Source organism: Amycolatopsis sp. SB7-3, assembly GCF_041021335.1.
GTDB classification, from domain to species: domain Bacteria; phylum Actinomycetota; class Actinomycetes; order Mycobacteriales; family Pseudonocardiaceae; genus Amycolatopsis; species Amycolatopsis japonica.
The window spans coordinates 301,028-325,721 of record NZ_JBFPJQ010000007.1; the positions used below are offsets into that span (position 1 = coordinate 301,028).

Consider the following 24,694-nt stretch of genomic DNA (forward strand, 5'->3'; position numbering starts at 1 on the left):
CGCACCGCAGTCCCTTTCACCACAGGAAAAGCGGCCGTTGGACATGTTGTCCGTGCCGACCCTTCGGGCGACGATTCTGCGGGGGGACATGCCGCGTTCGACGTCGGCTCTTCGACTTCGCGCAGGACGGGATTCGCCGAAGGACTTCGCTGATCGAGGGAGAAATTGATGGCTCAGTCGCGGATCGAGGACATCTGGCCGCTGTCGCCGTTGCAGGCAGGGCTGGTCTTCCACGCGGTCTACGACGGTGAGGGGCTCGACGTCTACATCGGACATTGGGTCCTGGAGCTGGACGGGCCCGTGGACGCGGCGAGGTTGCGCGCGGCGTGGGAGGCGCTGCTGGCCCGGCACGCTTCACTGCGGGCTTGCTTCCGGCAGCGCAAGACCGGTGAGACCGTGCAGATCATCGCCAGGCAGGTCGAACTGCCGTGGCGCGAGATCGACCTGTCCCACCTCGAAAACCCCGAAGCCGCCGTGCACGAGCTGGCCGAAGAGGACCGGACGAAGCGGTTCGACCTCGCGACGGCGCCGTTGCTGCGGCTGACCTTGATCCGGCTCGGCGACGACCGCCATCGCCTCGTGGTGACCTGCCATCACGCGATCATGGACGCCTGGTCGCTGCCGATCGTGTTCGACGAGCTGTCGGCGCTGTACGCGGCGGCGGAGCTGCCGGAAGTGACGCCGTACCGCGAATATCTCGCGTGGCTGAGCCGCCAGGACAAGACGAAGGCGCTTTCGGCCTGGACGAAGGAACTGGGCGATCTCGAGTCGCAGACGCTGGTCGCGCCCGCCGATCCGGGACGGGCGCCCGGGATTCCCGAGAGCGTCACGGTCGAACTTCCCTCGGAGCTCACCCGCTCGCTGGAGGAGCTGGCCCGCGGCAACGGGCTCACGCTGAACACGGTGGTGCAGGGTGCGTGGGCGCTGGTGCTCGCCCAGCTGTCCGGCCGCACCGACGTCGTGTTCGGCGCGGTGGTCTCGGCGCGCCCGCCGGATCTGCCCGGCGTGGAAGGAATGGTGGGGCTGTTCCTCAACACCGTCCCGGTGCGCGCGCGGTTGCGTGGCTCGGCGCCGGTCGTCGAGATGCTGGCGGAGCTGCAGAAGCGGCAGTCGGCGCTCATCCCCGACCAGTTCGTCGGGCTGGCGGACATCCAGCAGGCGGCCGGTCCCGGCGCGAGCTTCGACACGATGATCGTCTTCGAGAACTTCCCGCGCGAGCTCGGCGGCCCGGAGTCCACCGCCCCCTTCGGCATTCGCGTGAACCAGGGCCAGGAAGCGGCTCACTATCCGCTGACGCTGGTCGCCGTTCCCGGCGAGTCGATGCTCGTCAAACTCGACTACCTCACGGACCTCTTCGACGAGGCGGCCGCGCTCGCCATCGTCGAGCGGTTCACCGGCGTGCTGCGTCAGCTGACGCGCGGTCTCACCGTCGCCGACATCGAGGTCATCAGCGAGGCCGAGCGCGAAACGGTCGGTCGGTGGGGCGTGTCGTCCGAGCCGACCCCGGACGTCCTGGCGCCGGATCTGTTCTCGCGTCAGGACGAAAGCGCGGTGGCCGTCGTCGACGGTGACGAGACGCTGTCGTACGGAGAGCTGGCCGAGCGCGCCGAGCGGCTCGCCGGGTACCTGAGCGGCAAGGGCGTCCGGCGCAGAGACCGGGTCGCCGTCGTGATGGACCGCTCACCCGACCTGATCGCGACCCTGCTCGCCGTGTGGAAGGCGGGTGCCGCGTACATCCCGCTGGACCCCGCGTATCCGGCGGAACGCGTGAAGTTCATGCTGGCGGACGCCGAACCGGCGGCGGTGGTGTGCACGGAAGCGCACCGGAACGCGGTGCTGGACGGCGGTCTCGCCCCGATCGTCCTCGACGATCCGGAGACCCGGCGAGCGGTCGCGGAGTCCGCGCGGCGGTCGATCGGCGTCACGGCCGACGACGTCGCGTACGTGATGTACACGTCGGGCTCGACGGGCACGCCCAAGGGTGTCGCGGTGTCGCACGGCAACGTCGCGGCACTGGTCGGCGAGCCCGGCTGGGACGTCGGTCCCGGAGACGCCGTGTTGATGCACGCCTCGCACGCCTTCGACATCTCCCTGTTCGAGATGTGGGTGCCGCTGCTGACGGGCGCGCGGCTGGTGCTCGCCGGCTCGGGGGTGGTGGACGGCGAGGCGCTGGCCGGTTACGTGGCCTCCGGGGTCACGGCCGCTCACCTGACCGCCGGCAGTTTCCGGGTGCTGGCCGAGGAAGCTCCGGAGTCGGTCGCCGGACTGCGCGAGGTGCTGACCGGCGGCGACGCGGTACCGCCTGCCGCGGTCGAGCGTGTCCGGCGGACGTGCCCGGACGTGCGGGTGCGGCATCTGTACGGGCCCACCGAGGCCACGCTGTGCGCGACATGGTGGCTGCTCGAACCCGGCGACGGGATGGGCGCGGTGCTGCCGATCGGCCGTCCGCTCGCGGGACGCCGGGTCTACGTGCTCGACGCGTTCCTGCGGCCTGTTCCGCAGGGCCTGCCTGGCGAGCTGTACGTCGCCGGAGCCGGTGTGGCGCAAGGCTATCTGGGCCGGTCGATGCTGACGGCCGAGCGGTTCGTCGCGGATCCGTTCGTCGCGGGCGGCCGCATGTACCGGACCGGCGACCTGGCGTACTGGACGGAGAACGGCACGCTGGCGTTCGCCGGCCGCGCCGACGACCAGGTGAAGATCCGCGGTTACCGTGTGGAGCCCGGCGAGATCGAGGTGGCGCTCGCCCGGCTGCCCGGCGTCGCGCAGGCCGTGGTCGTCGCCCGGGGCGAGCACCTGATCGGCTACGCCGTCCCCGAAGCGGGGCAGGCCCTGGACCCGGCGCTTCTGAGCGGACAGCTCGCCGAGACGCTGCCCGAGTTCATGATCCCGGCCGCGATGCTGGTGCTGGACGACTTGCCGCTGACCGTCAACGGGAAGGTGGACCGGCAGGCGCTGCCCGAACCGGACTTCTCGGCGAAGGCGGCGGGCCGCGAGCCCGCGACCGAGGACGAACGAGTCCTTTGTGGAGTGTTCGCCGACGTCCTCGGGCTGGAGCGGGTCGGCGTCGAGGACAGCTTCTTCGAGCTGGGCGGCGACTCGATCTCGTCGATGCAGGTGGCCGCCCGCGCCCGGCGCGAGGGCATCTCCCTGACCCCGCGGCTGGTCTTCGAGCACCGGACGCCCGAACGGCTGGCGGCGCTGGCCAAGGACGCCGTGGCACCGTCCACAGTGGAGTCCGGGGTGGGCGAGATCCCGATGACGCCGGTGATGCTCGCCCTCGGCGAGAACGCCGTGCGGCCGGGCTTCGCACAGGCCAGAGTCCTCGTCACTCCGGAAGAATTCAGCCAGGAAGCGCTGGTCAAGGCCGTGCAGGCCGTACTGGACACGCACGATCTGCTGCGGGCGCGCGTGACCGCGGGCCGGCTGATCGTGCCCGAGCCGGGTGCGGTGGACGCGGCCGGTCTGGTGACGCGCGTCGAGGCCCGAGACCTGGACGAGGCCGCCGGACGCGAGGTCCGGAAGGCGACGGCCACGCTGGATCCGGCGACCGGGACCATGCTGCGCGCGGTGTGGATCGACGATCCGGAATCCGGGCAGGGACGGCTCGCGCTCGTGGCGCATCACCTGGCCGTCGACGCGGTCTCGTGGGGAATCCTGCTGCCCGATCTGCGGTCGGCCTACGAAGGCGCGGCGCTCGAACCAGTGACGACGTCGTACCGACACTGGGCGCGGCGCCTGGCCGCGCAGGCGCGCGACGAGCGTGCCGTGGCCGAAACCGGCCGCTGGCTCGCCCTCCTCGACGGGGCGGAACCGGCCGTGGACCTGAGCGCGGGCAAGACGCACTCGTGGTCCGCGACGCTGTCCGGCGCCGTGGCGGACGACCTGCTGACCCGGCTGCCGAACGCCTTCCACTGCGGAATCCAGGACGTCCTGCTGGCGGGTCTCGCGGGTGCGGTGACGCGACTGCGCGGGACCGGCGCGCTGCTCGTGGACGTCGAAGGACACGGTCGCGAGGCCGCCGACGGCGAAGACCTGTTGCGCACGGTGGGCTGGTTCACCAGCGTGCACCCCGTCCGCTTCGACGTCTCGTCGGGGAACCTGCTGAAGACCGCCAAGGAACAGATCCGCGCGGTCCCCGGAGACGGACTCGGCTACGGGCTGCTGCGGTACCTCAACCCCGAGACCGGCGCCAGGCTGGCGGAGTCGCCGTCCGCGCAGATCGGGTTCAACTATCTCGGCCGCACCAGCCTTTCCGCCAAGGACCGTGCGTGGCAGCCGGCGGGCGAAGGGCCGCTCGGCGGTGGGCCGGACATGATCCTGGCCCATCCCGTCGAGGTCGGCGCCGAGGTACAGGACACGCCGGAGGGGCCGCGGCTCGGGCTCGCCATCGACGGCCGGGATGTCGATCCCGCCACGGTCGAGCGTCTCGGTGAGGCATGGCTGGCGACGCTGAACGCGCTCGCCGACGATCGCGCCGCGGGCGGGCACACGCCGTCCGACTTCGCTCTCGTCGAGCTGGCGCAGCAGGACGTCGCGGAGCTGGAAGCCGCGACGCCGGGCCTGACCGACATCTGGCCGCTTTCACCGCTCCAGGAAGGCATGCTCTTCGAGCGGGCCGTCGCCGACGACGGCGTCGACGTCTATCAGAGCCAGCGGATCCTGGACCTCGACGGACCGCTCGACGCGGACCGGCTTCGGGCCGCGTGGAACCAGGTGGTCGCCCGGCACGACTCGCTTCGGACGGGCTTCCACCAGCTGGGTTCCGGCGCGACGGTGCAGGTCGTCGCCGCCGAGGCCGAAATCCCTTGGCGCACGGTCGATCTGTCGCACGTCGGCGAGGAGGACGCGGCCGCGGAGATCGAGCGACTGCTCGCCGAGGACCAGGCCGAGCGGTTCGACGTGACCAAGGCGCCGCTGCTCCGGCTGATGCTGATCAAGCTGAGCCCGGTGCGGCACCGGTTCGTGCTGACGTCGCACCATGTTCTCCTGGACGGTTGGTCGACGCCGCTCGTCCTGGGCGAGGTGTCGATCGCGTACGCGGGCGGACGAGGACCGTCGAAGTCACCGTCCTATAAGGACTATCTGAGCTGGCTGAGCCGCCAGGACGAGCAGGCGACGCAGGAGGCGTGGCGCGCCGAACTCGCCGGTTCCGACGAGCCGACCGTGGTGGACGCCGACGCGGACAAGGCGATGGTCGTCCCGGGCGAGCACGCCGAATTGCTGCCCGAAGCGGCGACACGGGCGCTCACCGGATTCGCCCGCGGACACGGCCTGACGCTGAGCACGATCGTGCAGGGCGCGTGGGCGCTGGTGCTGTCGCGGCTCGCGGGCCGCACCGACGTCGTGTTCGGGACGGTCGTCTCCGGCCGTCCGGCGGACGTGCCGGACGTGGAGCGGATGGTGGGGATGTTCATCAACACCGTCCCGGTCCGCGTGCGGCTCGACGGTGACCTGCCGGTGCTGGAACTGCTCCAGGACCTGCAGAGCCGTCAGTCCGCGTTGAGCGAGCACCAGTACTTGGGGCTGTCGCAGGTGCAGCGCGCGGCGGGGGCGGGCGCGGTCTTCGACACCATCGTGATGATCGAGAACTATCCGCACGACGCCGACGGTCTCGGCGACGACGGCGGGGTGTCGATCAGCTCGGTCGTGACCAGGACCGGCACCGGCTATCCGCTGACCATGAGCGTTTCGCCCGGCAAGACCCTGCAGATCCGCGTGGCGTACCGGCCCGACCGGATCGAGTCAGGAACGGCGGCCGAGGTCGCCAGGCAGGTCGTGCGGGTGCTGGAGCGGGTGTCGGCGGAGGCCTCGCTTCCTGTGGGCCGCCTCGGCGTGACGAGCGAACCGGCGCGTGCTTCCGTGGTGGAGCACTGGAACGCGACGGGCGAGGCGACGTCCGGGACCACGGTGCCGGAGCTGTTCCGGCGGTGGGTTGCGGAATCGCCGGACGCGGTCGCGGTCGTCGACGGGGATCGCACGCTGTCCTACGCCGAACTCGACCGGGAATCCGGGGGGCTGGCCGGATATCTGGCCTCGCGAGGGGTGCGGCGCGGTGACCGCGTCGGTGTCGTGATGGAACGTGGCGCGGATCTGCTCGTCGCCCTGCTCGCGGTCTGGAAGGCCGGCGCGGCCCAGGTTCCGGTGAACGTCGATTACCCCGCGGAGCGGATCGAGCGGATGCTGGCCGATTCCGGTGCGGCGCTGGCGATCTGCGTGACGGCGAGCCTCGACGCGGTGCCGCACGGGATCGAGCCGGTCGTCATGGGCGCGAGGGAGTACGCGGCGCCGCCCGTCATCGTCGGCGTGCACGACACGGCGTACGTGATGTACACGTCGGGTTCGACCGGCGTGCCCAAGGGGGTCGCGGTGCCGCACGGCAGTGTCGCGGCGTTGGCGGGTGACCCGGGCTGGTCGCAAGGACCCGGGGATCGTGTGCTGCTGCACGCTTCCCACGCCTTCGACGCGTCACTGGTCGAGATCTGGGTGCCGCTGGTGAGCGGGGCCACCGTCGTGGTCGCGGAACCGGGTGCGGTCGACGCGCAGCGGGTGCGGGAGGCGATCGAGCGCGGCGTCACCACCATCCACCTGACCGCCGGGACTTTCCGTGTGGTGGCCGAGGAAGCGCCGGAGTCGTTCATCGGGCTGCGGGAGATCCTGACCGGCGGCGACGCGGTGCCTCTCGCGTCCGTGGAGCGGATGCGCCGTGCCTGCCCGGACGTCCGGTTCCGCCAGTTGTATGGCCCCACCGAGATCACCCTGTGTGCCACCTGGCTCGTCCTCGAACCGGGTGCCGAAACGGGCGACGTCCTGCCGATCGGCGGACCGCTGGCCGGACGGCAGGCGTACGTGCTCGACGGGTTCCTGCAGCCGGTGGCGCCGGGGGTGACCGGAGAGCTGTATCTCGCCGGTGCCGGTCTGGCGCACGGTTATCTGGGTGCTCCGGACGCGACGGCGCAGCGTTTCGTCGCGAATCCGTTCGCGGCCGGTGAGCGCCTGTACCGCACCGGCGACCTCGCGCGCTGGACCGAAGACGGCGAACTGCTGTTCGGCGGCCGCGCCGACTCCCAGGTGAAGATCCGGGGCTACCGTGTCGAGCCGGGCGAGATCGAGGCCGCGCTGACCGCACTGCCCGACGTCGCCCAGGCCGTCGTGGTCGCCCGGGAGGAACGCCCCGGCGAGAAGCGGCTGATCGCCTACGTCACCGCGGAATCGGAACTGGACGCCGAGACGGTCCGGACGCGGCTCGCGCAGCGGCTGCCGGAGTTCATGGTGCCCGCGGTGGTGCTCGTACTCGACACCTTCCCGTTGACCCTCAACGGGAAGATCGACCGCGCCGCCCTGCCCGCTCCCGAATTCGCCGGGAAAGCCGCCGGCCGTGAACCGCGCACCGAGGCCGAACGCGTGCTGACCGATCTGTTCGCCGAGATCCTCGGCGTGGACCGGGTCGGCGCGGACGACAGCTTCTTCGAACTGGGCGGCGACTCGATCCTCTCGATGCGGCTGGCCGCCCGCGCCCGGCGCGAGGACTACGTCTTCGGTGCCAAGCAGGTCTTCGAGCAGAAGACCCCCGCGGGGATCGCTGCCGTCGCCGGACGCGGTGTGCGGCAGGCCGAGGTCGCCGACGGCGTCGGCGAGGTGCCGTGGACGCCGGTCGTGCGGGCGCTGCTCGAACGCGACCCCGGCGCGATGTCCCGGGGCGCGCTGGCGCAATGGGTGATCGCGGGAGTGCCAGGCGACCTGGCCGAGACGGCGCTGACGGCCGGTCTGCGTACCGTGATCGATACGCATGACCTGCTGCGCAGCCGGGTCGTCGACTCCAGTCTGGTCGTGGCGGAGCGGGGAACCGTGGACGTCGCCACAGTGCTTCAGCGGGTCGAGGCGGGCGACGGTGACCTCGACGAGATCGCGGAGCGCCACGCGCACGAGGCGGCCGGACGGCTCGATCCCGTCGCGGGTGTGCTGTTCCAGGCCGTGTGGGTGGACGCGGGCGCCAAGGGGCGGCTCGTGCTGGCCGCCCACCACCTCGCGGTCGACGTCGTGTCGTGGCGTGTCCTGCTCGCCGATCTGCAGGCGGCGTGCGAGGAACCGGTGCTCGACCCGCCGCCCGTCTCCTTCCGGCGCTGGGCGCGGACGCTGGCCGAACAGGCCGCGCGGCGGACCGGGGAACTGGAGACCTGGAAGGAAATCCTCGACGGCGCGCGGGCGCGGGTCGGCGTACTCGACCCGAAACGCGACACCATCGCGACCTCCGGCCGCCGCTCGTGGACGTTGCCGCGGGAACGGGCGAGCGTCCTGGCGGAGAAGGCGACGGCGGCGTTCCATTGCGGCATCCACGAGGTGCTGCTGGCCACCCTCGCCGGCGCGGTCACCCGATGGCGCGGCGGCACCGCCGTCGTGGTGGACGTCGAAGGTCACGGGCGTGAGCCCCTCGAAGACATGGACCTTTCGCGGACGCTCGGCTGGTTCACCGATGTCCATCCGCTGAGGTTGGACACCGCCGGGGCGGACACACCTGGCCAGTTGTTAAAGCAGGTCAAGGAAAACGTGCGTGCGGTCCCCGACGGCGGGCTCGGTTACGGGATGCTGCGATATCTCGACGACGAAACCGGAAAGGTGCTGGCGGCACTGCCGTCGCCGGAGATCGGGTTCAACTACCTCGGCCGGTTCTCGCCCCGGCCCGACGGCGACGCGGAACCCTGGCAGCTCGCCGGAACCATCGGCGGCACGGCGGAGGACGACCTGCCGCTGCGGCACGCCGTCGAAATCGACGCGGTGGTGCTCGACGGCGACGCCGGACCCGAGTTCACCCTGACCATGACCTGGGCGGAACGGCTGCTCACCGAAGCCGACGCGGAATCGCTCGGCAAGGCATGGCTGGACTCGCTGACGGAGCTCGCGACTCACGCTGAAGCCGGCGCGGGAGGACACACGCCGTCCGACTTCCCGCTCATCGAGCTGACGCAGCGGGAAGTGTCGGACGTCGAGGCGCTCGTCCCGAACCTGCACGACATCTGGCCGCTTTCCCCGCTGCAGGAAGGGTTGCTGTTCCACGCGGTCGACGAGCGCGGCCCGGACGTCTACGCCGGCATCCGCGACATCATCCTCGACGGACCGCTCGACGTCGCCCGGTTCCGCGCGTCGTGGCAGACCCTGCTCGACCGGCATCCCGCGCTGCGGGCGGGTTTCCACCGGCTCGGCTCCGGCAAGGCCGTCCAGGCGGTCGTCCGCGATGTTCCGGTGCCGTGGCAGGAAACCGACCTGTCCCACCTGCCTGAAGCCGAGGCGCTGGCGGAATTCGAGCGGCTCGCGGCGGAGTCCCATGCCGAGCGGTTCGACCTGGCGAAGGCGCCGCTGCTGCACCTGCACCTGGTGCGGTTCGGCGACCGCAGGCACCGGCTGGTGCTCCGGTCGCACCACATCTCGGCCGACGGCTGGTCGCTTCCGGTCTTCCTCGGCGAGGTGATGGCGGCGTACGAAGGCGAGCGGACGCTTCCCACCCCGACGTCGTACCGGGAGTACCTCGCCTGGCTTTCCCGTCAGGACAAGGCGGCCGCGAAACAGGCGTGGCGGACCGAACTCGCCGGGCTCGACGAGGCGACCCACGTGGTGCCGCCGGACACGATCGCCGTGCCCATCGAGCCGGACCGCGTCCGCTTCGAACTCGACGCCGAACTCGGTACCCGGCTGATGGAGTTCACGCGGCGCCACGGCGTCACGACGAACACGCTTTTCCAAGGTGTCTGGGCACTTCTGCTGGCCAGGCTGACCGGACGCGACGACGTCGTCTTCGGGACCACGGTGGCCGGACGGCCGATCGAGATCCCGGGTGTCGAATCCGCGGTCGGCCTGTTCATGAACATGCTGCCGGTCCGTGCCCGGCTCACCGGCGCCCAGCCGTTCCTGGAGATGCTGACGGATCTGCAGGAACGCCAGGTCGCCCTCATGCCGCATCAGCATGTCGGGCTGACCGAGATCAACCAGCTCGCCGGTCCGGGCGCGGCCTTCGACACGATCGTGGTGTTCGAGAACTACCCGCCGCCGCCCCCGCCGTCCGACGATCCCGACGTCCTCGCGTTGCGCCCGGCGGGGATCCCGGACGACACCGGGCACTATCCGTTGTCCATCCGCGCTTCCGAAGGCGGCGGCGTCCACGGTGAGGTGATCTACCGGCCGGACGTGTTCGACCGGACGCGGATCGAGGAGATCGTCGCCTCGATCGTCCGGGCACTCGACCAGGTCGTGACCGAACCGCGGGTGCCGGTCGGGCGGGTCGCCCTGATCGGGCCGGAGCAGCGCCGTCTGGTGATCGACGAGTGGAACCGGACCGAGGTGCCGTTCGAGGCCGAAGCCCTGCCGGTGCTGTTCCGCCGCCAGGTGGAGAGGTCTCGCGACGCCGTGGCGATCGAGGACGCGAAGCGGACCCTGACCTTCGGCGGGCTGCTCGGCGAGGTCGAGACGCTGGCGCGGTTGCTCGTCGGGCTGGGTGTCCGGCGGGAGACCCGGGTCGGTGTCCTGGTGGAGCGGTCGGCCGAACTCGTGGTGACGATGATGGGCGTGTCGTTCTCCGGCGGGGCTTTCGTGCCGGTCGACCCGGACTATCCGGCCGAGCGTATCGAGCTGATGCTGATGAGCTCGGCGCCGCAGGTGCTGGTGTGCACGGCGGCCACGCGGGCGGTGGTGCCGTCGACGTTCGACGGCGAAATCCTGATGCTGGACGAACTCCCGGCCGCGGATCCGGCTGTCGTCCTGCCGCCGGTGAAGCCGACCGACGCGGCGTACGTGATCTACACGTCGGGGTCGACGGGGGTGCCGAAGGGTGTCATGGTCACCCATTCCGGGCTCGGGAACCTGGCGACGGCGCATATCGAACGCCTCGGCGTGACGTCGTCTTCGCGGGTTCTGCAGCTGTCCGCGATCGGCTTCGACGCGATCGTCTCCGAGCTGTACATGTCGCTGCTGGCCGGCGCGACCCTGGTGCTGGCCGACGCGGAGACCATGCCGCCGCGGGTGACGCTCGGAGACGCGCTGCGGCGCTGGGGGATCACGCATCTCACGGTGTCGCCGAGTGTGCTGGCGGTGGAGGAGGATCTGCCGGACACGCTGCGGGGCGTGCTGACCGGCGGCGAGGTGTGCACGCCCGCGCTGGTCGACCGCTGGTCGCCGGGCCGCCGGTTCATCAACGCCTACGGCCCGACCGAGACGACGATCTGCTCGACCATGAGCGCCCCGTTGTCGCCGGGACACGAGGTGGTCCCGCTCGGTGGCCCGATCCGGAACGTGAAGCACTACATCCTCGACGCGTACCTGCAGCCGGTGCCGCCGGGTGTCACCGGCGAGCTGTACATCGCCGGGGCCGGGCTCGCTCGCGGGTACCTGGGGCGGCCGGGCCTGACGGCGGAACGGTTCGTCGCGGACCCGTTCACCCCTGGCGAGCGCATGTACCGCTCCGGCGACCGGTTCCGCTGGGACCCCGACGGCGAGCTGATCTTCGTCGGCCGGGTCGACGCGCAGGTCAAGGTGCGCGGCTACCGGGTCGAGCCCGCGGAGATCGAGAACGTGCTCGCCGAACATCCGGGCGTCGCGCAGGCGGCGGTCGCGGTGCACCGGGATGGGCCGGGTGACAAACGGCTCGTGGCCTACGTCGTGCCGTCGGACGGCGCCGACGGCTCGCTGACGTCGGTGCTGCGCGAGATGGCGGCGGAACGCCTGCCGGAGTACATGATGCCCGCGGCGTTCGTGGCGCTGGAGAAGATGCCGCTCACCCCGAACGGCAAACTCGACCACCGGGCGCTGCAGGCACCCGACTTCTCCGGCATGTCCTCCGGACGCGACCCGCGCACGGCCATGGAGGCGAGGCTGTGCGACCTGTTCGCGGAGGTGCTCGGCCTGGAGCAGGTCGGGCCCGACGACAGTTTCTTCGAACTCGGCGGCGACTCGATCATCTCGATGCAGCTGTCGGCCCGTGCCCGCCGCGAAGGGCTGGAACTGAGCCCGTGGCAGGTGTTCGAAGAGAAGACACCGGAACGGCTGGCGACGCTCGTCAAGGAGATCCCGGCCGAAGGCGAAAGCACCCCGGAACCGGAGCCCGCCGGGGGCTCGCTCCTCGCCCTTTCTCCTGACCAGCTGGACCAACTCGAGGCCGGATTCTCGTGAGTGGCAAGGACGGTTCTAGTGAGAGGTAAGTCAAATGCGGCGTGGAGATGGCGGCGAGAGCTTGCTCGCCACGGAGACCTCGCGCGCACCCTTGACTGTCCACAAGGGACGCCAGGTCGGGTTTTGATGTCCGCTTTGAGCACTTTGCGTCGTATTGCCCGGGGGTCGTGAGTGGCGATGGTCGTTCTAACCCTCTTTGCCACTCACGACCCCGCGCGGAAACGTATAGATATGCATCAATCGGACACCGGATCGGCACGAGATGTCCCTTGTGGACACTCAGGGCCGGTCCGCCTGCATCGCCGTCCGGACTCACGCCGAATAGGCCTTCCTGCCCGCCTGAAGCAGGCGAAGAAGGCCTCCGCGGCAACGGCGCGGAGGCGCTCATCTGCAGCTCGATAGAACGACCATTGCCACTCACGAGCCCCATCGCGAACGCGAGTTCACCCACCCACCAAGGAGCAGATCGTGACCGTTGACGACACTCGCGCGAAACCGCGTTCCAGCGTGGAGGACGTCTGGCCTCTTTCCCCGCTGCAGGAGGGAATGCTCTACCACACCGCGCTCGACGACGACGGGCCGGACACGTACACCGTGCAGACCGTCTACGGTATCGACGGCCCGCTGGACGCCGCGCTGCTGCGCGCGACATGGCAGGCGCTGGTCGACCGGCACGCCGCGCTGCGGGCCTGTTTCCGGTACGTCAGCGGCGCGCAGATGGTGCAGGTCATCACCCGCGACGCGCAGATCCCTTGGCGTGAAACGGATCTGACCGGGCTGCCCGAGGAGATCCTCGAAAGCGAAGTGGACCGGCTGGCCGCCGACGAGCTGGCCGAGCGGCTCCGTATCGAGGTGGCGCCGCTGATGAAGCTGCACCTGATCCGGCTCGGCCCGGACCGCCACCGGCTCGTGCACACGCTGCACCACGTGCTGACCGACGGCTGGTCGATGCCGATCATCCACCGCGAACTCGCCGCGATCTACGCCGCGGGCGGGGACGCTTCCGGCCTGCCGCCCACAGTGTCCTATCGGGACTATCTCGCCTGGCTCGGCAAGCAGGACAAGGAAATCGCCCGCGCCGCCTGGCGCGAGGAGTTCGCCGGGATCGACACGCCCACCGCGGTCGCGCCCGCCGATCCCGGCCGGGTGCCGGAGATCGACACCGAGATCGTCGAGCTGTCGACGGAACTCACCGAGGGGCTGGCGAATCTGGCGCGCGGCCACGACCTCACGCTGAACACCGTGGTGCAGGGTGCGTGGGCCGTCGTGCTTTCGCAGCTCGCCGGTCGCACCGAGGTCGTGTTCGGCGCGACCGCTTCGGGCCGTCCCGCCGAACTCGCCGGCGTCGAGTCGATGGTCGGCCAGCTGCTCAACACCCTGCCGGTGCGTGTGCGGCTCGACGGCGCCCGCCGCGCGGTCGACCTGTTCGCCGAACTGCAGCGCGACCAGTCGGCGCTCATGGCCCACCAGCATCTCGGCCTGCAGGACGTCCAGGCCGTGGTCGGGCCCGGCGCGGTCTTCGACACGCTGGTCATCTACGAGAACTTCCCCCGCAAGGGGCTCGGTCAGGCCCACGACGGCCTGACCCTGCGTCCGGTCAAACGCGGGCGCAACTCCTCGCACTACCCGTTCACGCTGGTCACCGGCCCGGGTGAGCAGATGCCGCTGATCCTCGACTACGACCGCGGCCTGTTCGACGAGAAGGTCGCCGGATCGGTCGTCGGCGCGCTGGCCCGCGTGCTGGAGCGGCTGGTCGCCGAACCCGACGTCCTCGTCGGCCGGTTGACCCTGCTGAGCGAGGCCGAACGCGCCCTGGTGGTGGACGAATTCAACGCGACCGAAGGCCCGGTCCCCGGGGAATCCGTCGTCGAACTGTTCGCCCGGCGGGTGACCGAGGCGCCCGAGGCGGTGGCGATCACCGACGCCGACGGCGCGGATCTGACCTACGCCGCCCTCGATCAGGCATCGAACCGGCTGGCCGCGCACCTCGCCGCCCGTGGCGTCGGCCGCGGCGACCGCGTGGGTGTCGCCATGGAAAGGTCGCCGGAGCTGCTGATCGCGTTCCTGGCGATCTGGAAGGCGGGCGCCGCGTACGTCCCGGTGGACGTCGAGTACCCGGCCGAGCGGATCGCGTTCATCCTCGAAGACTCCGGGGTCTCGGTCGTCGTGTGCACGCAGGCCACCAGCGGGGTCGCGCCGGAGGACGCGATCGTCCTTGACGCGCCGGAGACACGCGCCGCCATCGACGCTTTCGCCGGCACGGCAACGGAATTCCGGCCGAGCGCGGACGACCTGGCGTACGTCATGTACACCTCCGGATCCACCGGCCTGCCCAAGGGCGTCGGCATCCCGCACGGCGGCGTGGCGGGACTGGCGGGCGACCGAGGCTGGCAGATCGGCCCCGGCGACGGCGTGCTGATGCACGCGACGCACGTCTTCGACCCGTCGCTGTACGCGATGTGGGTGCCGCTCTCGACCGGCGCGCGTGTCCTGCTCACCGAGCCGGGTGTCCTCGACGCGGCGGGGGTGCGGCAGGCCGTCGCGCGCGGCGCGAACTACGTCCACCTCACCGCCGGGACCTTCCGCGCGCTGGCGGAGACGTCGCCGGAATGCTTCGACGGTCTGGTCGAGATCGGCACGGGCGGCGACATCGTTCCCGCGCAGTCCGTGGAAAACCTGCGGCGGGCCCAGCCGAACCTTCGGGTGCGCAACACCTACGGGCCGACCGAGACCACGTTGTGCGCGACGTGGCTTCCGATCGAACCCGGTGACGTCGTCGACCGGGAACTGCCGATCGGTCACCCCATGACCAACCGCAGGATCTACATCCTCGACGCCTTCCTGCGGCCGGTCGCGCCGGGTGTGGCTGGCGAGCTGTACATCGCGGGAACGGGACTGGCGCGGGGATATCTCGACAGCCCGGGCCTGACGTCGGAACGGTTCGTGGCGTGCCCGTTCCTGCCGGGCGAACGTATGTACCGCACCGGCGACATGGCCCGCTGGACCCGCGGCGGCGAGGTGGTGTTCCTCGAACGCGCCGACGACCAGGTGAAGATCCGCGGCTACCGCGTCGAACTGGGCGAGGTCGAATCCGTGCTGGCCGCGCAGCCTGGCGTGGTCGAGGCCGTCGTCATGGCGCGCGAGGACCAGCCGGGGGAGAAGCGGCTGGTCGGCTACTTCGTCTCCGACGGCGGCGACGCCGGTCCGGAGGAGATCAAGCGGCAGATGGGCTTGGTGCTGCCCGCGTACATGGTCCCCATGGCGGTCGTCGCGCTGCCCGGCCTTCCGGTCACGCCCAACGGGAAGGTCGACCGCCGGGCGCTGCCCGCCCCGGATCTCGCCGGCCGCGCGTCGGAGAAGGCGCCCGAGAGCGAATCCGAGAAGGTGCTCTGCGATCTGTTCTCGGAGATCCTCGGCGTCGACAACGTGGGGGTCGACGACGCCTTCCACGACCTCGGCGGCAGTTCGGCGCTGGCGATGCGGCTCATCGCGCGGATCCGCGAGGTGATCGGCGTGGATCTGCCCATCCGGCAGCTGTTCTCCTCGCCGACGCCCGCCGGTGTCGCCAGGGCACTCGCCGCGAAGTCGCGGCCCGCGCTGGAGCCGGCCGAGCGGCCCGAGCGGGTTCCGCTGACCGCGCGGCAGCTGCGTGCGTGGCTGCTGGCCAGCCCCGGCGAGGAGACCGCCGGGCTGCAGATCTCGGTCGCGCTGCGCCTGCGCGGCAGGCTCGACGTGGCCGCGCTGGGGGCGGCACTCGGCGACATCGCCGCCCGGCACGAGGTGCTGCGCACGACCTTCCCCGGAGACGCGCAGAACGTCCGGCAGCTGGTCCACGAGCCCGCGGCCATCGAGCTGACCCCGGTGCCCGCCACCGAGGAGGAGCTTCCCGGTCTGCTCGCCGGGCTGCGTGCGTCGGTCTTCGACCTCACCAGTGAGGTTCCTTGGCGCTGCGACGTTTTCGCGCTCGCGGAGAAGGAACACGTGCTGCATCTGCGGCTGCACCGGATCCTCGCCGACGACGACTCGCTCGACGTGTTCTTCCGCGACCTGGCGGCCGCGTACGGCGCACGGCGTTCGGGCCGGGTCCCGGAACGCGCGCCGCTGGCGCTGCAGTTCGCCGACTACGCGATCTGGGAGCAGCGGCTGCTCGCGGACGAGGACGAACCGGGCAGCCTGATCAACGAGCAGGTCGTCTTCTGGCGGGACACCCTCACCGGGATCGAAGGCGAGACGGTGCTCCCGTTCGACCGGCCGCGTCCGGCCGTCCCGTCGCGCAAGGCGGGCACGGTCGAGTTGCGGCTCGGCGCCGAACCGTACGAACGGCTGACCAAGGCGGTGGAACGGCTCGGCGCGGACACCATCCACGTCGTGCACGCCGGTCTCGCGATGCTGCTGAGCAAATTCGGTGCGGGCCAGGATCTGGTGATCGGGACGAAACTGGCGCGGGACGAGGACCTCATCGACCTCGAACCGATGATCGGCCCGTTCGCCCGGCCGCTCGCCCTGCGCACGGATCTCTCCGGTGACCCGACGTTCCTCGAGGTCGTCACACGGGTGCAGGAGGCCGTCCGGGGTGCGCGTCAGCAGCTCGACGTGCCGTTCGAGCGGATCGTCGATCTGCTGGACCTGCCCGCCTCGCTGTCCCGCCACCCCGTCTTCCAGGTGGGGCTGGAGGTCGACGAGGAGGACATCGGCGCGTGGGACGCGGCGGAACTGCCCGCCCTGCGCACCAGCGTCGAACCGGGTGGAACCGAGGCCACGGAACTGGATCTGGCGTTCAAGCTCACCGAGCGGCTCGACGAGGACGACGACGAGGACGGTCTCGAAGGCACTCTTCGGTACGCCACCGACCTGTTCGACGAGGCGACGGCGAAATCGGTGGCGCGGCGGCTGGTCCGCGTCCTGGAGCAGGTCGCGGAGGATCCCCAGCGGCGGATCAGCGAGCTCGACCTCTTCCTCGACGAGACCGAACGCGGCCGTCCGGCGATCGCACCCGCGCGGTGGGCGGGCGAGGTGCCGGCGGTGGTCGCGGGACTGGGCCCGGTCGGCGCGCTCGTGCTCGACGAGCAGCGGCGTCCGGTCGCCCCAGGCGTCGTCGGTGATCTCTACGTCACCGGTCCGGCGGTCGACGAGGGCAAGTCCGGTGAGCCCTGCCCGTTCGGCGAGCCGGGGCACCGGATGCTGAACACCGGCCTGCTCGCCCGCAAGACCCCGGCCAAAACCCTGATCGTGGTGGGGGAGCGGCGCCGCACGAGTACCGCGGTGAAGACGGGTGACTACGAGATCCTGTTGCCGCTGCAGCCGAACGGCGACCGGCCGCCGCTGTTCTGCGTCCACGCGAGCGGCGGGCTGAGCTGGAACTACGGGCCGCTGCTGCGGCATCTGCCCGCGAACCAGCCGGTCTACGGCGTGCAGGCGCGAGGTCTCGCGCGGACCGAACGCCTGCCCGAGAGCGTCGAGGAAATGGCGGCCGACTACCTCGCGCATATCCGTGCCGTGCAGCCGACCGGGCCGTACCACCTGCTCGGCTGGTCGCTCGGCGGCCGGATCGCGCAGGCGATGGCCGCGATGCTCGAAGCCGACGGGGAAGAACTCGGCCTGCTCGCCCTGCTCGACGCGTATCCCGTCTACATGGGACGGAACGCGACCGGCACGGTGACCGAGGAGGCCGCGCGCGACGAAGACGGCCTCCAGAAACGGAAACAGCAGGATCTGGAGCTGGCGGGCGGCATGGTCCAGGGCCCCGGTGCCCGGGAGCGGCTGGAAGCGGTCATGAAGAACCTCTGGAAGGTCGGGCCGCAGCACACGGCCTCGCCGTTCAACGGCGACATCCTGCTCTTCGTCGCCTCGGAGGACCGGCCGGCGCACCTGCCCGTGTCGGAGGCCGTCGCGGGCTGGAAGGACTTCACCGGCGGCACGATCGAACACCACGAGATCCCGACCAACCATTACGACATGGTGCAACCCGCGGCGTTGGTCCAGATTGGGTCCATCGTCGCCGAGAAGCTCCGGCCTCGGCCGGGCGCCTGAAAGGAAAACCGATGAGCAATCCCTTTGACAACGAAGACGGTTCCTTTTTCGTGCTGGTGAACGACGAGGGCCAGCACTCCCTCTGGCCGACGTTCGCCGAGGTGCCCGCGGGCTGGACCCGCGTCCACGGCGAGGCCCCGCGCCAGGAATGCCTCGCCTACGTCGAGGAGCACTGGACGGACCTGCGGCCGAAGAGCCTGATCGCCGAAGTCAACGGCTGAGCGGGGGTGTCCAGCCGCTCAATGCGGACGGTTGGACGAGCCTCGCCACCCGCTCGTGCTCGTGAGTGGCGTTTCGGCTTCTGACCCGAAACGCCACTCACGACGGAAAGGAACTGCCGTGTTCGAGGAGCTCAACGTCGTCAAGGGCTTGGAAATCCACCGGAGGAACCGATTCGACCCGGGGGCCGAACTCCTTTCCCTGATGGCCGAAGGCCCCATCTCCGCCTTGGGCACCGAGGAAGACGGTGAACGGCGGACGGCGTGGCTCGCCACCGGATACGACGAGGTCCGCCAGGTCCTCAGCTCGGACAAGTTCAGCGCGCGGCTCATCTACGGCGGGACCGCGGCCGGGATCGCCTGGCCCGGTTTCCTCACCCACTACGACCCGCCGGACCACACGCGCCTGCGCCGCCTGGTCACCCCGCCGTTCGCCATCCGGCGGATGCAGGGGTTCCGGCCGGAAGTCCGGCAGATCGTCGAAGACACCTTGGACACCATCGAGGACATGGGCGGGCCGGCTGACTTCGTCCCGCATTTCGGCTGGGCCATCGCCACGACGGCGACCTGCGATTTCCTCGGCATCCCGCGCGACGATCAGGCCGATCTGTCGCGCACCCTGCACGCCAGCCGGACCGAGCGGACGGACAAACGGCGCAACGCGGCGGGCAACAAGTACATGCAGTACATGAACAAGGCCGTCGCCCGGGTCCGCCGTGATCCCGGCGACGACCTGTTCGGTGTCGTGGTGCGCGAACACGGTGACGAGATCACCGACGCGGAACTGGCCGGGGTGGCCGCGTTCATCATGGGCGCGGGCGGCGACCAGGTGGCCCGGTTCCTCGCGGCGGGCGCGTTGCTGATGGTCGATTTCCCGGAGCAGTTCGACATCCTGCGGGAACGGCCGGACACCATCCCGGACTGGCTGGAGGAGCTGAACCGGTACCTGACGACCGACGAGAAGCTCCACCCGCGCATCGCGAAGGAGGACGTCACGATCGGCGGCCGTCTCGTCAAGGCGGGCGACACCGTCACGTGCTCCCTGCTGGGCGCCAACCGCGCGAACTTCCCGGCACCGGAAGACGAATTCGACATCACGCGGGAGAAGTCGCCGCACGTCTCGTTCGGCCACGGGATCCACCACTGCCTCGGCAGGCCGCTGGCGGAGATGGTGTTCCGGGAGGCGATCCCCGCGCTGGCGAGGCGTTTCCCCAAGCTCAGGCTCGCCGAGCCCGAGCGCAAGCTCAAATTCGGCCCACCCCCGTTCGACGTGGAAGCCCTGCTGCTCGACTGGTAGCGCCGGAAACCTGAGGAGAATCATGGTAGTTCCCTTGCCGCATCAGCGGATCCGGCTCGATCCGGCGCCGGAGCTCTCCGCGTTGCAAAAAGAAGGCCCCCTGCACCGGTACGACACGGAAACGGGGCTGAACGGCCGCAGGCAATGGTTGGTCACCGGATACGACGAGGTCCGCGAGATCCTCGCCGACGCCACCCGGTTCAGCTCGATGCGGCCGGTCGACGACGAGGCGGACCGGGCCCATCTGCCGGGCATCCTGCAGGCCTACGACCCGCCCGACCACACCCGCCTGCGTGGCACGGTGGCCGGGGCGTTCAGCGTCCGCCGGATCGAGCGGTTGCGGCCCCGGGTCGAGGAGATCATCGAAGAGGGCCTGGACGATTTGGAGAGCATGGGCTCGCCGATCGACTTCGTCCGATACGCGGGCTGGCCCATGCCGGCGCTCATCGCGTGCGAGTTCCTCGGTGTCCCGCGCGACGACCAGGCCGATCTGTCGCGGATGATCCGTGACAGCCGGGAAAGCCGCATCCCCAAGCAGCGGGCCCAGTCGAGCCTCGGTGTCGTCAACTACTGCGAAAAGCTCGCGGCCCGCGAACGCCGTGATCCCGGTGACGAGCTGATCGGGTTCATCGCGCGGGAGCACGGCGACAAGGTCAGCGACGAGGAACTGTCGGGGCTCGCCGAAGCGATCCTGATCGTGGCCGTCGAGCAGATGGCCGCCCAGCTGGCGATGGCGGTGCTCCTGTTCGCGACGAACCCGGCCCAGCTGTCGCTGCTGCGCGAACGGCCGGAACTCGTGGACAGCGCGACCGAGGAGGTCTTGCGCTTCCCGACGATCGTCGAGGCCCCTTCGCCGCGGACGGCGCTGGTCGACCTGAACATCGCGGGATACGAGATCCACGCCGGTGACGTGCTGACCTGCTCGATGCTGGCGGTCAACCGCACGCTCGGCGACAAGTTCGACATCACGCGGGAGAACAGCCCCGGGCATCTGGCCTTCGGGCACGGCATCCACCACTGTGTCGGCGCTCCGCTGGCCAGGCTCGAACTGCGGGTCGCGCTGCCGATCCTGGCCCGGCGGTTCCCCGGCCTGCGGCTGGCGGTGCCGGAGGAGGAGCTGCGGTTCGTGGCGGGCAAACCCGCGCCGTTCAACATCGAGGAGCTCCCCGTTGAGTGGTGAGGACACGCGTCCGCTGCACATTCGCAGACAGGACCTCGATCCGGCCGACGAACTGCGTGCCGCCGGACCGCTGTCGAAGGTCACGGTGGGCACCGGCGCGGACGCCGAGACCATCTGGATGGCCGCGGGACATTCCGTCGTGCGCCAGGTTTTGGGCGACCACAAGCGCTTCAGCACCCGGCGCCGGTGGCACGCGCAGGACGAGGTCGGCGGGGAAGGCATCTTCCGGCCGCAGGAGCTGGTCGGCAACCTGATGGACTACGACCCGCCCGAGCACACCCGGATGCGGCAGAAGCTGACGCCGGGGTTCACGCTGCGCAAGATGCGGCGCATGGAGCCGTACATCGAGCAGATCGTGTCGGAACGGCTCGATGCCATGGAGGACGAGGGTTCGCCCGCCGACGTGATCGAAATCGTCGCCGACGAGGTTCCGGGAGCCGTGCTGTGCGAACTGATCGGGGTGCCCCGTGACGACCGCGCCATGTTCCTCAAGCTGTGCCACGGACATCTCGACGCCTCACTGAGCCAGCGGAGACGAGCGGCCGCGGGCGAGGCGTTCTCCCGCTACCTGCTGGCGATGATCGCCAGGAACCGCGAGGAACCCGGCGAGGGACTGATCGGGGCCGTCGTCGCCGAACACGGTGACGAGGCCACCGACGAGGAGCTGAGAGGCTTCTGCGTGCAGGTGATGCTGGCCGGTGACGACAACATCTCCGGCATGATCGGCCTCGGCGTGCTGGCGTTGCTGCGGCATCCCGAACAGCTCGCCGCGGTGCGGGGCGACGGGCAGGCGGCGGACCGGGCGGTCGACGAGCTGATCCGGTATCTCACCGTGCCGTACGCCCCGACCCCCCGGACGGCGATGGAGGACGTCGCCATCGGGGACGAGGTGATCAAGGAGGGCGAGACCGTGCTGTGCTCGCTTCCGATGGCGAACCGCGATCCCGCGCTGGTGCCGGATCCGGACCGGCTCGATCTGACCCGCGAGCCCGTGCCGCATGTGGCGTTCGGGCACGGGATCCACCACTGTCTCGGCGCTTCGCTGGCGCGGCTCGAACTGCGCACGGTCTTCACGTCGCTGTGGCGGCGTTTTCCCGGCCTGAGGCTCGCGGATCCCGAGAAGGACACCATGTTCCGCCTCACCACACCGGCTTACGGGCTCACGAGCCTGATGGTCGAGTGGTGAGTGAAGGTACAGGTGAGGCGTCGGTACAGGTGGTCGTGAGTGGCGATTCGGGTTCTAACCCGAATCGCCACTCACGACCCGCCGGACCTAGTACGCACCCGTCGTCCATGACGGCGCTGGACGTCCCGCCCGATCGCGGATGAAGATTGCGGCGCGGCCCCGGGCCGGACCGCGATTCCTGGTCTATGAAGGAGCTTCCACTCGGTATGGAGCACGCAATCGACGAGGTCGCGCCGGCCGTGGAGCCGACCGCGAACTACATGATGAGGACGCACTGCGACCCGCATGAGGACATGTTCACGTTGCGGGAGAAGGGCCCCTTGGTCCGGATTCTCGGTGACGCGTCCACGCAGCTCGGCAAGGGCTATGTCTGGCAGGCACTCGGGTACGACGTCGTGCGCAAGATCCTCGGCGACCACGAGAACTTCACGACGCGCCCCCGGCTGACCGAGGCCGAGGCCGAACGGACGACCAACGGCGAAGACGTCCCGATGGCGCCGCAGTTCGTCGGGCAGATCTCGACCTACGACCCGCCCGAGCACACGCGGCTGCGCCGGATGCTGACGCCGGAGTTCACCGTCCGGCGGATCCGGCGGCTGGAACCGGCGATCCAGGAACTCATCGACGAACGTCTCGACGAGGTCGAGGCCGAAGGCAAACCCGCTGACGTACAAGGACTTTTCGCCGATCCGGTGGGCGGCGGTGTCCTTTGTGAACTGCTCGGCATCCCGCGCGACGACCGCAACGAGTTCATCCGCCGCATCCGGCGCAACGTCGACCTCAGCCGCGGCTTCAAGGCGAGGGCGGCCGACAGCGCGGCGTTCAACCAGTATCTGCTCGGTCTCATCACCCGCCAGCGCAAGGATCCCGACGACGGTTTCCTCGGCATGCTGGTGCGCGAACACGGGGACAACGTCACCGACGACGAGCTGAAGGGCCTGTGCACGGCGCTGCTCCTCGGCGGTGTCGAGACCGTCGCGGGAATGCTGGGCTTCGGGGTGCTCGCGCTCCTGGACAACCCTGAACAAAAGCAGTTGCTCTTCGAAGGCCGCGAGCAGGCGGACCGGGTCGTCAACGAACTGCTGCGCTATCTCTCGCCGGTGCAACAGCCGAATCCGCGGATGGCGCTCCGGGACGTCGTCGTCGGCGGACAGCTGATCAAGGCGGGGGATTACGTCCTCTGCTCGATCCTGATGGCCAACCGCGACGAAGCGCTGACGCCGAACCCGAACGTTCTCGACGCGCGGCGCCCGCCGGTTTCGGACGTCGGATTCGGGCACGGCATCCATTACTGCATCGGCGCCGCGATCGCGAGGTCGGTGCTGCGGATGGCGTATCAGTCGCTGTGGCAGCGATTCCCCGGGCTGCGCCTGGCGGTGTCCAACGACGAGGTCAAGCTCCGGAACGCGTTCATCGACTGCCCGGATCAGTTGCCGGTCACCTGGTAGAGGGGAAGCGCAATGCGCGTGTTGTTGTGGGCGTGTGGATCACGCGGCGACGTCGAACCGCTGGTCGCGTTGGCGGCGCGACTGAAGGAATCCGGCGCGGAAGTGCGGGTGTGCGCGCCGCCGGACAGCGCCGAACGGCTGGCCGAGCTCGACGTGCCGCTGGTGCCGGTCGCCCGGCCGGACCGCGGGATGAACGACGGCGAGGGACGGGACCCCGAGCTCGCGGCCGCCGGGATCGCCGATCAGTTCGACCAGATGCCCGCCGTCGCCGAAGGCTGCGACGTCGTGGTGGCGACCGGTCTGCTGTCCGGCGCCGTCGCGGTGCGGTCGGTGGCCGAGAAGCTCGGAATCCCTTACCACTACGTCGCTTTGTGCCCGATCCACCTCCCGAGCCACCTCGAAGCACCGCAGCGGGAGATGTACAACCAGGGCGCCGACGGCCTGTTCGGCGACGCGCTCAACGCCAAACGTGCCGAGATCGGCCTGGCGCCGGTGAAGAACCTCTTCGACTACTGCTCCACCGAAAAGCCTTTGCTGGCGGCGGATCCGATCCTCGCGCCGCTGGAGCCGCGGCACGAAGCCGTGCAGACCGGCGCGTGGATCCTGCCCGACGAGCGGCCGCTTCCCGCGGATCTGGAGGCGTTCCTCGCCGCCGGAGCGCCGCCGGTGTACGTCGGTTTCGGCAGTTCGTCCGGCACCGCCGACGCGGCGAAGGTGGCCATCGAGGCCATCCGCGCGAAGGGCCACCGCGTGATCCTTTCCCGCGGCTGGGCCGGTTTGGACCTGCCCGAGGACGAGGCCGACTGCTTCGCCGTCGACGAGGTGAACCTGCAGGAGCTGTTCCGCCGGGTCGCCGTCTCCATCCATCACGACGGCACCGGCACGACCCATATCGCCACCCGGGCGGGCTCCCCGCAGATCATCGTGCGGTCGATCGTCGGCCAGCAGTACTACTCCGACCGGGTCGCCGAGCTGGGGATCGGGGTCGCCCTGGAGGGACCGGCGCCGAGCTTCGAGGCCATGTCCGTCGCGCTCACCACGGCGCTGGATCCCGAGACCAGGGCCAAAGCGACCGAGGTCGCCGGCACCATCCGCGCCGATGGGACCACGGTGGCCGTGGACCTGCTGCGCGACGCGGTCAGCCGCGAAAAGCCGTCGGTTCCCGCCTGAAACGAAGAGATC

8 protein-coding genes are annotated in these 24,694 nt (G+C 70.2%); all 8 read left to right on the forward strand.

From position 1 onward, the window contains the following. Positions 1-168: 168 nt before the first annotated feature. Positions 169-12,153 carry an amino acid adenylation domain-containing protein gene (locus tag AB8M46_RS36145; protein ID WP_394363087.1) on the forward strand — a complete coding sequence of 3,995 codons (11,985 nt, stop codon included), beginning with the start codon at positions 169-171 and terminating at the stop codon, positions 12,151-12,153. A gap of 468 nt (positions 12,154-12,621) precedes the next feature. After that, the gene (locus tag AB8M46_RS36150; protein WP_394363088.1) at positions 12,622-18,183 is read left to right on the forward strand and encodes an amino acid adenylation domain-containing protein; all 5,562 of its coding nucleotides are present in this window, start codon (positions 12,622-12,624) and stop codon (positions 18,181-18,183) included. Positions 18,184-18,194: 11 nt separating this feature from the next. Next, the gene (locus AB8M46_RS36155; protein ID WP_037346390.1) at positions 18,195-18,404 is read left to right on the forward strand and encodes an MbtH family protein; all 210 of its coding nucleotides are present in this window, start codon (positions 18,195-18,197) and stop codon (positions 18,402-18,404) included. A gap of 118 nt (positions 18,405-18,522) precedes the next feature. After that, entirely contained in the window at positions 18,523-19,698 is a 1,176-nt protein-coding gene (locus AB8M46_RS36160; RefSeq protein ID WP_037346391.1) for a cytochrome P450, read from the forward strand. A gap of 22 nt (positions 19,699-19,720) precedes the next feature. Then, complete coding sequence (locus AB8M46_RS36165) at positions 19,721-20,878, forward strand: cytochrome P450 (RefSeq protein WP_037346393.1); 1,158 nt, start codon at positions 19,721-19,723, stop codon at positions 20,876-20,878. Next, entirely contained in the window at positions 20,868-22,064 is a 1,197-nt protein-coding gene (locus tag AB8M46_RS36170; protein WP_394363089.1) for a cytochrome P450, read from the forward strand. The genes AB8M46_RS36165 and AB8M46_RS36170 overlap by 11 nt, the downstream gene beginning before the upstream one ends. 206 nt (positions 22,065-22,270) lie before the next feature. After that, positions 22,271-23,512 (forward strand): cytochrome P450, encoded by a 1,242-nt coding sequence (locus AB8M46_RS36175; RefSeq protein WP_037346397.1) that lies wholly within the window; start codon positions 22,271-22,273, stop codon positions 23,510-23,512. Positions 23,513-23,524: 12 nt separating this feature from the next. Then, the gene (locus AB8M46_RS36180) at positions 23,525-24,682 is read left to right on the forward strand and encodes a glycosyltransferase (RefSeq protein WP_394363090.1); all 1,158 of its coding nucleotides are present in this window, start codon (positions 23,525-23,527) and stop codon (positions 24,680-24,682) included. Positions 24,683-24,694 lie beyond the last annotated feature (12 nt).

Excerpts from the sequence above, each read along its gene's own strand:
- AB8M46_RS36145 (WP_394363087.1), top strand. The coding sequence starts at position 169 with ATGGCTCAGTCGCGGATCGAGGACATCTGGCCGCTGTCGCCGTTGCAG.
- AB8M46_RS36155 (WP_037346390.1), top strand. The coding sequence starts at position 18,195 with ATGAGCAATCCCTTTGACAACGAAGACGGTTCCTTTTTCGTGCTGGTG.
- AB8M46_RS36165 (WP_037346393.1), top strand. The coding sequence starts at position 19,721 with ATGGTAGTTCCCTTGCCGCATCAGCGGATCCGGCTCGATCCGGCGCCG.
- AB8M46_RS36175 (WP_037346397.1), top strand. The coding sequence starts at position 22,271 with ATGGAGCACGCAATCGACGAGGTCGCGCCGGCCGTGGAGCCGACCGCG.
- AB8M46_RS36180 (WP_394363090.1), top strand. The coding sequence starts at position 23,525 with ATGCGCGTGTTGTTGTGGGCGTGTGGATCACGCGGCGACGTCGAACCG.